This is a genomic window from Desulfovibrio sp. (assembly GCF_009712225.1).
Taxonomy (GTDB): domain Bacteria; phylum Desulfobacterota; class Desulfovibrionia; order Desulfovibrionales; family Desulfovibrionaceae; genus Desulfovibrio.
In genome coordinates, this window is the sequence record NZ_WASP01000006.1 from 52,681 (window position 1) to 66,150 (window position 13,470).

The 13,470-nt window shown below is 44.8% G+C and carries 10 protein-coding genes; 4 read left to right on the forward strand and 6 right to left on the reverse strand.

What is annotated here, in order from left to right; translation table 11 throughout:
• Positions 1-92 precede the first annotated feature (92 nt).
• Positions 93-1,037 carry a LysR family transcriptional regulator gene (locus tag F8N36_RS05675; protein ID WP_291331834.1) on the reverse strand — a complete coding sequence of 315 codons (945 nt, stop codon included), beginning with the start codon at positions 1,035-1,037 and terminating at the stop codon, positions 93-95.
• A gap of 2,095 nt (positions 1,038-3,132) precedes the next feature.
• Here F8N36_RS05675 and F8N36_RS05680 point away from each other — a divergent pair.
• Positions 3,133-4,029 carry a hypothetical protein gene (locus tag F8N36_RS05680; protein WP_291331835.1) on the forward strand — a complete coding sequence of 299 codons (897 nt, stop codon included), beginning with the start codon at positions 3,133-3,135 and terminating at the stop codon, positions 4,027-4,029.
• Between the two features lie 108 nt (positions 4,030-4,137).
• Positions 4,138-6,675 carry an ATP-binding protein gene (locus F8N36_RS05685; protein WP_291331836.1) on the forward strand — a complete coding sequence of 846 codons (2,538 nt, stop codon included), beginning with the start codon at positions 4,138-4,140 and terminating at the stop codon, positions 6,673-6,675.
• A gap of 762 nt (positions 6,676-7,437) precedes the next feature.
• Here F8N36_RS05685 and F8N36_RS05690 read toward each other — a convergent pair.
• From F8N36_RS05690 to F8N36_RS05700, 3 genes are read right to left on the reverse strand one after another with little or no spacing between them, the layout of a single operon-like run.
• A complete protein-coding gene (locus F8N36_RS05690) occupies positions 7,438-9,135 on the reverse strand; it encodes a hypothetical protein (protein ID WP_291331837.1) in 1,698 nt (565 codons plus the stop codon).
• A gap of 4 nt (positions 9,136-9,139) precedes the next feature.
• Positions 9,140-10,174: a DUF3150 domain-containing protein gene (locus F8N36_RS05695; protein WP_291331838.1), complete on the reverse strand. Its 1,035-nt coding sequence runs from the start codon at positions 10,172-10,174 to the stop codon at positions 9,140-9,142.
• An 8-nt stretch (positions 10,175-10,182) separates the two neighbouring features.
• Entirely contained in the window at positions 10,183-11,208 is a 1,026-nt protein-coding gene (locus F8N36_RS05700; protein WP_291331839.1) for an AAA family ATPase, read from the reverse strand.
• Between the two features lie 68 nt (positions 11,209-11,276).
• On the opposite strand from F8N36_RS05700, the gene F8N36_RS05705 reads away from it, so the two are divergent.
• Both F8N36_RS05705 and F8N36_RS05710 read left to right on the forward strand, forming a co-directional pair.
• Entirely contained in the window at positions 11,277-11,516 is a 240-nt protein-coding gene (locus F8N36_RS05705; protein WP_291331840.1) for a ribbon-helix-helix protein, CopG family, read from the forward strand.
• Positions 11,506-11,793, forward strand: coding sequence for a type II toxin-antitoxin system RelE/ParE family toxin (locus F8N36_RS05710; protein WP_291331841.1), 288 nt, complete (start codon positions 11,506-11,508; stop codon positions 11,791-11,793). The genes F8N36_RS05705 and F8N36_RS05710 overlap by 11 nt, the downstream gene beginning before the upstream one ends.
• Here F8N36_RS05710 and F8N36_RS05715 read toward each other — a convergent pair whose 3' ends face one another.
• On the reverse strand, positions 11,794-12,156 hold the full coding sequence (locus F8N36_RS05715; RefSeq protein WP_291331842.1) for a hypothetical protein: 363 nt from the start codon (positions 12,154-12,156) through the stop codon (positions 11,794-11,796).
• A 16-nt stretch (positions 12,157-12,172) separates the two neighbouring features.
• Positions 12,173-13,336, reverse strand: a complete 1,164-nt coding sequence (locus tag F8N36_RS05720) for a hypothetical protein (protein ID WP_291331843.1) — start codon at positions 13,334-13,336, stop codon at positions 12,173-12,175.
• Positions 13,337-13,470: the final 134 nt, after the last annotated feature.

Genomic DNA, 13,470 nt, shown 5'->3' on the forward strand with positions numbered 1-13,470 from the left:
CTTGTTTGTTATTGATGTTAGATAGTTATACTATAGTGGCGCATCTGATGAATATTAAAACATATCAGTAAATGTAATTGTCATTGAATATGCTACAATTTGAGCAATAATTCCTCTGTAAGCTGCGCTGCATATTCTTTAATTATGCTTACTAGTCTGTTTATATATACATCATTTTGCCTGTGGTCAGAAATAATTATTCCATAATCGTTGCATGGAAGGACATGGTCAACAGGAATTGCCACAATGTCATCCAAGAATTTATTTCTAATATCAAGGAGACATATCTCATCAACAACAGCAGCACCAAGGCCTTGGCGCACTAAATCATATGTGACAAGGTAGTTGTTAGTAGAGATTGTGGAGTTAATCTCATATAATTGCAGCATATTGAGGCGTTCTTGAGAGGCGATACTCGATAGAGTGATGTCTTCAACATTGAACCCAATAAGAGGCAATCGGCGCAATTCTTCCAACGAGGGTTTGGCTGAAATGCCCCAAGGGCTATCCTTGGGTAAAATAAGTACTCTTCTTGCGGTGAACAAAACTTTCATTTTTTCTTCGCTTGGCAAAGTCAAACCGCCAGCAGCTACCATATCAACTCTGCCGTCATGCAGAGCGCTTAATCCCTGAACGCAAGTACACTCAAAAATTTTTATATTTGAATTGTTAAAACTGGTAAACTGCGCAATAGATTGCGTAAGAAAAGGTGAAAAGGCCATGTTAGTTGCTATTGTTATGTTAGTTCTGAAGTTGTTTTTATAAGAAAAAATATCTAAATTCATCTTTTCAAATAAAATGAAAATTTCTACTGCCCAATTTAAAAGTTTTATTCCGGATTGTGTAAGGATTAATTTTTTTTTTGATCTGTCAAAAAGAGCAATTCCAAGTTCATGCTCCAGACTGCGTATCTGGTAACTAATTGTCGATACATTGCGATGCATATGCTCGGCAGCCTTACTAAGGTTGCCAGTTTTCGCCACAAAGTAAAATCCCCTGAGCCACTGCAAAAAATCTCCACTTCGCTCTCTAATCACCGCGACCTCACTTCAATTATGACTAGAATATTAATAGAAAATTAGTGTGTTGTGTGAAAAAAAGTAATGATTTAATTAGTTTTATAAGAAGCGCATTGCTTGGTCTTATACTTTGGTGTGTTTTTTAATACACATCGAATATGCTTTGGTACATATTGCAACTGCTTTAGTTTCCTCTGTTAATGCTTTGTAAATTTTATAATTACATCCAGTTTTAGACAAAACTCAATGCAATAATTTCGAATGATAGTTTAATTTTATCGAATATCTGCGGTGCTGTTGGGTCGATAAGTAGATTGGCACTTCTTAGTAGGGGTTGCTTTTGCAACGGGGTTCAGCGCGCACCATTTTGATGGGATCGGCCTGAAGGAGTACGGCCAGCAGAAACAAAATGCCGAAGATCTCTATGCCATAGAATGGGCGGATTGTGGGTGATTCAGACCTGAAGTCGTGACAGGTAGCTTTGCGTAGATTTGCTGCAGGGGTGATGGGTGTGCTATGAGTTCAGCAAAATCTGTGCTGTTTTACTAGAGAAAAACGCTTACTCGTCGTTGTAATCCGCAATGTCGGTCTAAAATTTGATAGGACTTTGGCAGGGCTGCAGGGCAGGGTAGGAAAGACATGGTTTTGAACGCTTATTTGCTTTTGGCGTTTTGTTTGGATGTTGCATTTGCCTGCAGCCCAAGGAACAGACTGCCTAACAGGGAGATGAAGTTCGGATGAAGGAATTCATGTCAAGATCGGGCACCTCGCAGTGAAGGAACATTTTTTTTACCGCAAGCCTTTGCCAAAATTTGTGCTTCGAACAAAGACGTAAAATTGTCGACACAGCTATCCCACGCTTGATTTCGGCCCATGGTTAAATTTTCAAACAGCAACGATCACGTGCTATTATCCGTAGATCAACGAATTTAACTACAATTTATCTTTCATGAAATGTATCATAAATTTTTTTGAAGTTGTTGCAGATTGGATAAGAAAATTACACAACATATAAAGCGATGGATAATCACAAATTAGTTGTAATTGAGTACGAAATGCATGCTTAAGTGGGAGATGTGCAGTCTGCAAGAGGCCGAAAGACAAACCAATAAAATTTGAATTACACGATGTATCATCACCTGTTACGGCAAAGCAATTGCAATGTTGGACTATGCATGTGCGATATCATGTACATCACGATGCGGCGCAGCATTTTGTATCAGGTGGCTATTATGAACTGGCACTGTCAACGCCAAGCGATGCTCTTTTGGTGCAAGACGAACTCCAGTTGTGCTGGTTTCTGTGTGCCCGCTGGAAATGTGATGAACAGCTTTAACAAACACAAATATTTAATAATTACATTATGATATGAATTTTGGGCTACAAGTATGCACGGACGCTAGGGCGGTTAATGTTCGCATCTTTATGGTTGAGCTTGGGCGTTTTGGGCAGCGTAATAAAGGAATGGCACTGGCGTGATCTGAAGCAACAATATCTGTATTTATGGGTGGTAGAGATAGAGCGTGCGTTTCGTTCTGCCCACAAAAATTTGACAGTACGAAGCGGATGGACAGCCTTAGCAGCTCAAGCCAAGGGGAGTTCCTCCACGGCTTGACCCCAAATGTGGCGGCATGTCCATTAAACTCAATTTTTTATTTTGCCGTTGATAGTCTCACATGTAGCATCCTTACCTAAGCTACTGTCGGATTGGCCACAATAATTCCCTATCAAATTCTCTGAGTCTTATTCTTGTGTCCACATGTCTGGAGCACCTGCTTATAAAAGGCTCATTTTGCGAGGAGACGTTAAGTCTGTCTATCCAACCATCCTTCTTAATTGGATATATAGTAAATTCAAATCAGTATTTAAAACTTTCGAATTGACTATATTCACGTTCTATATGAAATATTTATACGAATACGAAGAAGAATGTTTATCAAATTTTATGCATAGCTATAAGGGAACTTAAAAGCCGCTGACGGAATACCTCCTCAGTGGTCTTTTTTTAGGATCCATTACGTAATCTTGCAAATTACTTGAAGGTAAATGAAATATGAACGCATATCAGAAGATTAAGTGGTTTTTTATAAAAAAATTGTTTATATTTTATAATATGAGTGCATTAAAAATAATGTATGTCGGAGAAAAAAACTGTATTCCAGTACGGCTTTATTTTATTAATAGGCAATCATTGATGCAAAATATCCTTTGCGACATTATAAATGTTGATTTAAAAAAAATTATTTTAAAATCAGATAAAAAAATAATTCCAGATACATTGCATGGAGAAAAGTGTAGTGTGTATATAAAAATACCAAATACTATTTCAAAAACCAAATTAAAAATTAAAAACACCAATTCATTTAACTGTTTTTTATGTAATTCTTATGTTATAAAGAATACGTTTTCAAGAAAAAATAACTGTTCATATATTGAAGTTGCAACCCCAGACAACTTTATCGAAAAACAACTTCAACGCCACGAACGAGTATATGTAACAAAAAGAATGGTGAAAGAGATTGGGTTGTGGTTTTGCGCAGACACCATTTCTGACGTATCAGAGCTTGGCATTCCCAATTATTGTTGTAGTGAAAATGAGAGTGATGAAAAAATTAGGGTTGTAAATATTTCTGCTGGTGGCGTGCGGATAGAAATCGACCAAGTTTGTGATGTCGTAAAGCTTAAGGAATCTTTTTCAAAAAAAAATGTACTTAAATTAATTTTATACAAAACACTAAAAAAGGAACTGGAAATTATTGTTGTATGCCGATGCGTAAATACACATTATAGCATCCAAGCAAAGCGTTTGACTCTTTTTTTATGTTTCACTCATCATTATTATGATTCTACTGATAATATCGGATGGAAGAGTGTTGGAAAAGACGGTATTCACTGTATAATAGAATGGATTGAAGATGATTTCTATAATATTATAGAAAAACAAAAGAGCATACCCCAAGAGTTGTGCAGCAGGTTGGACTTGAATCCTTGTCTTGTGCAAAAAAAATAGTTCATATGGTATACCTGCCAAAGACTGATTAGTCTGTTTTGTGGCTTCCTGTGGAATGCAGAAAAAATCAAAGCACATTTATAGTTAAAAAGTAACTAGAGTCGTATAATGTATAGAAATAGAATTACAGAATATTTTTATTATGTAATATTTTGTACAGTCGCTCTTGCGACGACAGTTCCCATTGCCCTCTCCTTCTGGCTGTCGTTTGAAGCCGGAAAAAGAGAAATAGAAAACGATTTGCATGGGGCTTTTATTCAAATTCAATCTATTTTTGATTCTGCAATTGACGATAGTATTCATTCATTTGAAGCAATAACAGAATATCTTGTAAGGAATGAAATAAATTTTTTAAGTATGAGTAATGCTCAAATAGACAAGCTTGCCTCCTTCTTGACCTCAATGTCAGCATTTAATGCTTACACTTCCATATATATTTTGGACACGGATCTTGACATAGTCATTTCTGACAGAAATATTTCATCCCTCATAGATAAGGCGCGAATCGCATCCACTATTGACGAAAACAGACAGGATCCCAGTGTCATAAAAGTGTTAAATTCTAGCGACAGAAAATATTTATACATTATTTCAGAATTCTTAGAAAAAGGATTGCACACGGGATTTGCTCTCATTGCTATTGATCAATCCAAGATGATCAATGGAGAGCTAACGCGATATAGAACTGATCTGGCCTATAAAATGGTTTTATCTAACTCAAGGGATATTTTATATTCAGACTTGGATGAATATAGTAATTTGTCTTGCTTTGTTTCTGGTGAAATAAAGAATGATGCAATTTTAGAGGTCCGAGGGAAATCATATTTAGTTAAGAAAATCGGCATTGATTTAGGGGGAATAAATTTATTTTTATTGTTCGATGAGGACAGCTTAGGCTTAAGCCATTCATACCTGTTCAAATTAGGTATGATGTTATCATTAACTTTTTTGATAATATCATTCTTGCTTATAGTTTGTTTAGCCAACTATTTTCGAAAAGTTCTTGATAAGGGGAAACTGTATTTGGAAGATATTATTAATGCTGCACGCATATATACATATGACTATGATGTCCCAAGTGGAATATTCTATCACAATGAGCAATGGTGCAATTTTTGGAAGTATCCAGGCCCCCCCCATAAAGGTAAAAAACGCATTGAATTTATATATAATAATTGGGATTCCTCTACTCGTCTCCAATTTGACAAGCTGCTGGCCTCAGAAAAACAAGTTGAAGATGTTTATAATTTAGAGTTTAAAATGCAAATATGCTCTGGAGAAATGCGTTGGTCGAGGCACAGAGGGCAAGTGGTTGAGGTTGATTTGCACGGAAAACCAAAGCGTATTATTGGTATTGGCGTTGATATAACTGCTGAAAAAAAATTACAAGATAAACATATTGTATTTGCGCGAAAGTTAAAATCGTTGATAAAAAAAAGAACATACGATCTTGAAATTAGTAAAAAATCTGCTGAAGCAGCATTAAAAGCAAAAAGTAATTTTTTATCAACAATAAGTCATGAAATACGTACTCCATTAAATGCTATTCTCGGTTTTCTACAGTTACTTGAAATGCATGATGCTTCTGAGTTACAAAGATCATATTTCACTAAGATGAAATTTTCTTCAGAAATTCTATTGACAATTATTAATGATACACTCGATCTTGCAAAAATAGAAGCAGGAAAGCTTGAACTTGAAGCAACGAATACATGTTTACCCGTTTTGCTCTCAAGGGTCGCCAGCATTGCCGAACCGCTGGCCAAAGCAAAAGCGCTTTGTTTTAAACGCCATTTTTCTGAAGACCTTCCAGACTGCATTTTTTGTGATTCCAACAGGCTGTCACAAATATTATTTAATCTTTTGAATAACGCTATAAAATTTACCGATGCTGGCAACATTACCTTTGCAGCATCTGTTGAACCAGATAGCACGGATTCTACGAAAAAAAGTGTTTTCTTTAGTGTTGCGGATACAGGGATAGGTCTCTCCCCTGAACAGGCAAAACAACTTTTTCAGCCTTTTTCACAAGCTGATAGCTCAATAAGCAGGCGGTATGGGGGGACAGGTCTGGGGCTGGCTATTTGCCGCCTGCTTGTCGAAATGATGGATGGCGAAATCAATGTTAAATCACAGTTATCGCAGGGCTCAACATTCTCTTTTTCAATACCTCTCGTAGTTTCTCAGGAATGCAGGATCAGCTCAGATATGAATATAGCTTGTGATGACAGCATGCTAACAGATTATTCAAAAAGCACGATTCTTGTCGTAGAAGATAATGAGATCAATCAGGAAATAATTATTGAAATACTTAAGTCATTGGGTATTTCGAATGTTGACATTGCCATCAACGGTGTATTTGCTTTGGAAAGATTCATGACCAACCATTATGATTTGATTTTTATGGACGTTCAAATGCCTATTATGGATGGAATTGTGGCCACACGCAAAATCCGGGAGCTGCATTTGGAGAGCTATGGAGCGCCCTTAAGCGACCCACAAACCGTACCCATCATTGCTATGACTGCTAACGCATTTCAGGAGGACATAAATCAATGCCTTGCTGCGGGCATGAATGACTACTTATCAAAACCACTAGAGTTATCAAAGATTATGCAGGCCTTAAAAAAATGGCTTAAGCGGTAGAGACAGCATTTTGTATTTTGTTTGCGTGTGTCTTGATCGGCTCCAATTCTAGGAACTGCATGGTCAATTTTACTACAATTTTTCATTCTGTCCGTTATGTCGCGTGACTTTTTTGTGATTACGGCGTGCAACTCTCTTGGACAGTGAGAAGACTTGTCTTCTATAGCAGTAGAAGACGCCCGACTTCACCTGCTTCTTTTAACTTTTGCTCCTCTTTACTCTATTCTGGATGGGACAGTATAACTTAGTTTGAGGTTGGTTACAGAGCACCAAATGCGCAAGGTGTTACTTTTGCAATTAGTATGATTTCGCCCACCGGCTTGTGCATCTACTTACGCTTATGCTCTTCGTGCTGTTTGTGGGTCTGATTGTCCCTTCCTCAAAAAGCATGTGGGTAAAAGCTGGTACTCCCAAATTGATAGTTCATGGCTTAAGCGATGATGAAGGCGGATTTACCCCACAAAACTGCCCGCTCCAAATTTATAATAGACGAATAAACTTGCTAAGCGAGAGCAACTCAGGGCATTTATCAATTTTAGATAGGCTCTGATTTAAGTGTTGATTCTTTCCTTTTGGTGAAATCCCGGATTAGCCCATTTCTGCAAGGATAATACCCAACATTGTAACACTAATATGGCCTTGTTGGGCATTATCCTTCACATCTAGGCTTTCAATTCATCCCAGATAGCCTTTGCAGCTTTTAGCAGGGCAATTGCAATGACAAGCCATGATGAGGCCTCAAGACTGTGAGCAGAGGGATTTTCAGCCATTCTTAGCTCCTTTTAATAGCCCCGTCTGCAGCATGGCAAACATGGCAGGCACCAGATCGGGCAAGTCGTTGACCACCTTGCTGGTGTGCGGCAGCAGGAAGGTTATGTGTTCATTTCTGATGCCAAGACCATAAACTTCAAAGCCAAGTTTTTGTGCCACCCCGATGGCGTTGTTTGCAGCTAGCGGGTTGTCCGGCATGCCGTCAGTAATAACCAGAATCATCCTACGCTGCTCTTTAAGGGGCAGCATAGTTTGCAGCACCCACCATAAAGCCGCAGCCAACGGTGTCCCGCCAGAAGCCCGAATATCAAACAAGTCTGGCACTGCCTGCCCGTGCCGCATGATGGGGAATACAGAGTTCGTGCCTGCAGTAGCAGGGAAGGCAGTCACTGCCGGATTCACGCCACGAATGTGCCCCAGCGCCTTTGCCACGGCAAAGCAGGCCCGATTGGCGAGATTAATCGGTGCACCGGCCATGCTGCCGCTTACGTCCAGCAGGATGTGGACAGCAGTGTTAATGCCCTGCTGCTGTGATTCTTTTTGGAAAACACGAGTATTGCCAACCTGTAGGCGGTGCAGAGAACTGGTATGGAGTTTGCCCCTGCGTCCAGTGATACAACGTCTGTAGGTTTGCGCCTGCAGAAAACCTTGCAGCCGTGTGCGCAGGGCGATGCTAGCCTGAAGTGCTTGCAGCTTCTGTTCTGCAGGCAAGGCGGCTGTTTGTCGGATGCCTTCTTCAGCGACAGTCTGCGCATCGCCCGCGGACTCAACGCTGCAATTGGCAAGCTCATTCGCTATGATTTCCCCGATGTTTTGGGGTAGATCCTGGGTTTCAGCATGAAAAAGGGCCTTGAGCGGTAAAGCGCTTAAGGCCTGCAATGGGTCTAATGCTTCAGGCGAATAGGCATGATGCTCTTGCTGTTCAATTTGCGTGCTAGAATCGTTGGGCTTTTCTGTCGCTCGAGGCGCAGTACCGTTATCGTTTGTGTTGCCTTTGCGCGGTGATTCGTCGTGGATTCGTTCGTTTTGCGTGGTGTTTTCGTGGGGCATACGTAGTTGTTGTGACGGCTCCCACTGCCGGATGTACATGGCAATTTGTTGAGCATACCCGACTGCTGCCGCTGTATCTGGGCAATGGATGTGGACCTTGACCAAGATGGCATCCAGAGCCTCTTTCAGACCGGGGAAATGCTGCGCCATGATGCTCGCCGCGTATTGGCGTGCCGGGGTCACTTCGTCCACATCCCAGGCTCGCACCGTCAGCAGCACATAGTCCAAAACAGCAAGGGCCGGGGATGATTCCCCGGCCCTTGGCTGTGCTCGCTCTACAAGGAATCGTCGTATCAGCCAGTTCAGATTTTTCCGGCAGCCAGGGAAAAAGTCTGACAGCTTCTTTTCAATGCGCCAGTCCTCAAGGCTGTTGAACAAATAGAAGGTCACAGAATCAAGGTTTGCGGCCCTAAGCACACTAAAATTAGTGTGCCGTATATGGGCAGCCTCATGGTCTGTGAAACCCTTAGCCAGTGCCAGTAATTCAGGCTCGCAATCCATAGGCAATGAGGGCAAGTGAATGACCTTGCCGTTGGTGCAGGCCTCCTTGCCGCCGATACGAACCTGCACTCCATAATGGTCACCAAGGATGGACGCCAGCAGGGGCAGACAGTTGAGTACATCTTTTGTGCGTATCATGACGTCACCACAGGCCCAGGCTGGGTATGGCAGGATGCGGCAACGGGCTGTCCGCCTCGGTGATGTCGGGCAGAATGGGCTCGTCATCTTCTTCATCAACAGCACCATCTACCTGCATCGTGCTTTCATCCTGTTCAACTATAGCGCCCGGACCGGCCAGCAGCGCATCCAATACAGAGGCCGGGCCATAACCCTCAACAACTTTTTGGGCGTGGGGCACAAGGGCCGTACTGTCCTTGAGCAGGCAAACTAGACCCTGCAACAGCAGCAGATCTGTGCCGGTGATGTTGCCCTTCTTGGGCATGCGCAGCAGTGCAGCCTGCACGATGTCAGCCACCGGGGTTACATGAGGCTCTACGAAGGACAAGCCTGTGAGCTTGGCATGCAGGGTGCGCAGCGGCGAAAGTGCCTTGTGGGTCACTTCCGTCCTTCCGTAGTAAACTCTGCGCCATATATCGTCAGCTGACTTGGCCACCTCATCAAACAGCGTGCCACCGAGGCCCTGTACCTCTTCCGCTAATCCGGCTTCCAGTACAGCGGTGTTGTCTGCGTGCTGCTCAAGCGGGGCCACCTTATACAGCTGCCAGCGGAAATCCATGCGGGCGCGTACATAATCAGGCCCTACAAGGGAGTTGCGGATAATTTTGCCCCATTGATGGTGCTTCTCAATCCATGCCTGCACATTTTGGTCATAGTCAGCCAGAAATGCTTCCTTTTCTTTCTGGAATTCGGTGCGGATGTTGAGCAGCTCCTGCACGATCTCGCCAGCCTTTTCTTCAGGGATGGCCCAGCCAGACATGAACCGTACCCCGTGCCGGTCAAGATAGTTGAAGGCGCGGGCCTTGAGTGTGCCGAATACTTTGAGGTTTTCCGGATCGGCAATGCGCTTGGAACCCAGCGATGCCAAGTCTTCAGGGGGCAGCTTTGCGCCGCCCAGGTCTTCCTGACTCATTTTGCGTCGGGCTGACCACAAACTGACGTTAAGGTTGAGGGCCAATAAATTGTCCAAAATGCGGATGTCAGAAACAAGTTGTGTCATTTAGCCTCCTACATTGATTTATCGGAAAATGTAGCGTTGAGACCTTCAGTCTCCACTAGTTGCGGGAACATGCGTTGAGCCAATTCATGCAACATGGCGCGAGTTTCACGGCTTGCGCGGAAAGCCAGAGCACGATCAAGGGCATAGGTAACGGGCTGTATGCCCTGATGGGCCAGCGGCTGAAAGCGAACGGTCAGATCACCCCAGCGAAGCAAGCTGCGAGTGGAGAATGTTACTTCGATGGTATTGGTCAGATTGCTGGTGGTAGCCTCACCCATGAAGAGTTTTCGAACCTCATTGGCATAGTCCACCATGGTGTCGCACAACGATTCGGGCAGTGAAGGGAAGTGTCGGGTAAGCAGGCTCTTTTCTACATCGGCAGAAGGGTAGCCCACTTCGCAGATAGTAAAGCGGTCCAGCCAGGCAAGATTCTGCCGATGGGTTCCTTGGTAAAGGCCAGTGTCATCGCCACCACCATTGGTGTTGGCCGTGGCAACCAGGCGGAACATGGGGTGCGGCGCAATCAGTTCTCCGCCATTTTCAGCTATGCACAGGGGGGAGCCGTCCAGCACGCTGTTCAAGCCTGCCGCAATTTCAGGGGATGTTAGGTCGATCTCATTCAGCAGCAAAAGTGCGCCGCAGCGTATGGCAAGCGCAAGCGGGCCATATTCAAAGGTCATGTTGCTGTTTTTGACTGTCAGGTGACCAACCAGGTCGGCAAATTCCAGCCGCCCGTGTCCGGTAACCTCAAAGACAGGGTAGTTAAGTCTGGCTGCCAGCTGCTTGATGCAGCTGGTTTTGCCGCAACCAGTGGGGCCGAAGACGTACAGTGGTTCCTGTGGGTTGAGAAACCAGACCACAACATCGCGGCTGGACTCATGGAAAATATAGTCGTGGTTAATTGCCGGGGTGTAGGCCGAAGGAACAGCGTAGCCCCTGACCGTGGTGCCGGAGGGCTTGCCGCTGAAAATATGACCGGCATCGAGGTCGATGGGGGTAAGAGAATCAAGCTCATCAGTAAGGGGAGTTTGCATTATTACTCCTGTGTGTTCTATTGACACGTTTGTCTTGAATGTACACAATAATGACAAAGGAGATTCCCATGTCTACGGTAACAGCGCGATTGGATGCGGATACGCAGGCGCAGCTTGAAAAGCTTGCCGCTGCTACCTCACGGTCTCGTTCCTGGCTGGTGGCAGAGGCGGTAAGGCAATACGTGGCCGAACAGTCCTGGCAGGTCGAAGCCATTCAGGAAGGTGTTCGGCAGGCAGATGAGGGGAAGTTTGCTTCTGACCAAGAGGTGACGGGAGCCTTTGCTCGTTGGGGCGTCCATGCAAAATAGGCCTGTGCGGTGGCTCGCTCTAGCGCTTGAGGATTTGCACGAAATTGCGGGGTATTGGGCTGAAAAGGACTCAAATGCAGGGGAACAAATAGCCCAATGCGTATGGAATGCTGGGCAAAGCCTTGCTTCTCTTTCTTCACGGGGAAGGGCTGGAAGAGTCGCGGGGACTCGTGAGCTTGTGCTGGCAGATTTCCCGTATTTTATTGCATACCGCGTTGTGAAATCCGAAGTACATATCCTTCGTGTTCTCCATACCACCCGCCGTTATCCGAAATAATCACGCAACTACAATTTTTCTTTCCACATACGCCCCAAGCGGCTTACCACGAAAGCTACCGCGAGTTTCAATGTCGTTATAATCTTCGCCAAGACGGATGAACAGGAAGTCTTCGTTGGACAAACTGTCCATTAGCTTTGCTACAAAGGCCACTTCAGCAAATTCTGCGTACCACTTTTCCCCCTCCCACAGAAAGACAGCGTAGCCTGAGCCTTCATCAATTTTGCTGGGTTCGCCACCTATGAGCATTTTGATTGCTGCAAAGTTGTCGGGATTGTTCCTTTCTACCTCTGCAAGATCTGTTTTTAGCTGATCCATTCCTTTTTTTGTCAGGCACAGGGCCACATCAGAATAATACCCCATGATAATCTCCCGAAGCTCAGTTTATGGGCGAAATGCTCAATTTTTCGAAAGGTGAGCCTGTGCGCTCGCAACGGGCCAGCAAGGTGTCCACGTCGATGCCGCCCATGTGCTCAGAGTTAAGAATCTCGGCCAACTCCTCGCGCAGAGCATCCCTATCCAACGTGGTGCTACCCGCTGCCACTGACATGCGGAAGCGGTAGTTTCCCGTGTCTACCCAATCCCGTGTGCCAGCCTGGCGGTGAACCAGCTTGAGTACCGTTTCCATTTCTTTAATTTCAGCATCCAAAGCAGTACGCTGCGCCTTAATGGCCGCCAGCTTTTCAAGAGCTGGCTCCCATTGTGGCATTTGCACGCCCTGCGGAAATTTAGGGCAGTCGCCGTTGTGTTCGCAGTACGAGCACAATGGGTAAAAGCCTTGAGCGCAATCCACATGTGCCAGAGTTATGTGCCCGGCGCGGAATGCTGCAAGCTCACCCCAAAGCTGCGCCGCATGGTCAAGGGCCGTATCGAGCATGGCCTGATTGAAACCGTAGGGGCCGAACGCTTTAACCTCCTTCATGGAAAGGCAGAGCAACCATGCCTCCATACTTGTCTCGGCAGCCGTTGCGTGCAGCTGAAGGCCAAGTTGGGCATGGCAAAGTTGTGGAAATGTCATTTTGTCATGCATAAGCGTGCCGTCCTCAGCTCGGAGGCTGAAGACGGGTTTGTTCCAAGCTTTTGTCAGAAGATCGATTTGGCAATGCAATTGCAGAAGATGAGAATCATGCGGCGAAGCTGGCAGCTTGTCTGTGCTTTTCACTTTCAGAATGCGTATGGCATTGACCGGTGCGCCCCAGACCAGCACAAAATCGAGATGAGCCTTGATGGGCACGCCATGATGATGCCAATTGATCTCAAGCTGGGGCAAAACATGCAGGCCGAGCGATACCAGAGCTTGTCCAACCCCAGATTCAAACCAGTGCCCGCGCTGCAGAGTAAGCAGACGCTCCAGGCTGTTAGTGGTGGGGAGCACCTTTCTTGCCAGTGCTGCCCGTGGGCATTCCCAGTGCTGGCCAATGTCGCTCATACCGATGTAGCTGGAACTGTCGCCCAGATGGGCAAGAGTATCTTTGTGGGCAACGGCTTGTAGGCCCTGTCTGATTAGAGCCCGCAATCCTTCCGTGCGGTTCATCTGTTCCATGGGTTAGCCTCCACAAAAGCAAGAGGGCCGCCATCAGGCAGCCCTCTTACTTGGTATTTTGATTTACATTATGCGGCATCAACATACTTCCACCACAATTTTCTCTGCGGGTTCCAGCGGAAGCCCGAACCGGT

Bases quoted from the DNA above. Each gene is read 5' to 3' on its own strand.
- F8N36_RS05680 (WP_291331835.1), top strand. From the start codon at position 3,133: ATGAGTGCATTAAAAATAATGTATGTCGGAGAAAAAAACTGTATTCCA.
- F8N36_RS05685 (WP_291331836.1), top strand. From the start codon at position 4,138: ATGTATAGAAATAGAATTACAGAATATTTTTATTATGTAATATTTTGT.
- F8N36_RS05690 (WP_291331837.1), bottom strand. From the start codon at position 9,135: ATGATACGCACAAAAGATGTACTCAACTGTCTGCCCCTGCTGGCGTCC.
- F8N36_RS05695 (WP_291331838.1), bottom strand. From the start codon at position 10,174: ATGACACAACTTGTTTCTGACATCCGCATTTTGGACAATTTATTGGCC.
- F8N36_RS05700 (WP_291331839.1), bottom strand. From the start codon at position 11,208: ATGCAAACTCCCCTTACTGATGAGCTTGATTCTCTTACCCCCATCGAC.
- F8N36_RS05705 (WP_291331840.1), top strand. From the start codon at position 11,277: ATGTCTACGGTAACAGCGCGATTGGATGCGGATACGCAGGCGCAGCTT.
- F8N36_RS05710 (WP_291331841.1), top strand. From the start codon at position 11,506: ATGCAAAATAGGCCTGTGCGGTGGCTCGCTCTAGCGCTTGAGGATTTG.
- F8N36_RS05715 (WP_291331842.1), bottom strand. From the start codon at position 12,156: ATGGGGTATTATTCTGATGTGGCCCTGTGCCTGACAAAAAAAGGAATG.
- F8N36_RS05720 (WP_291331843.1), bottom strand. From the start codon at position 13,336: ATGGAACAGATGAACCGCACGGAAGGATTGCGGGCTCTAATCAGACAG.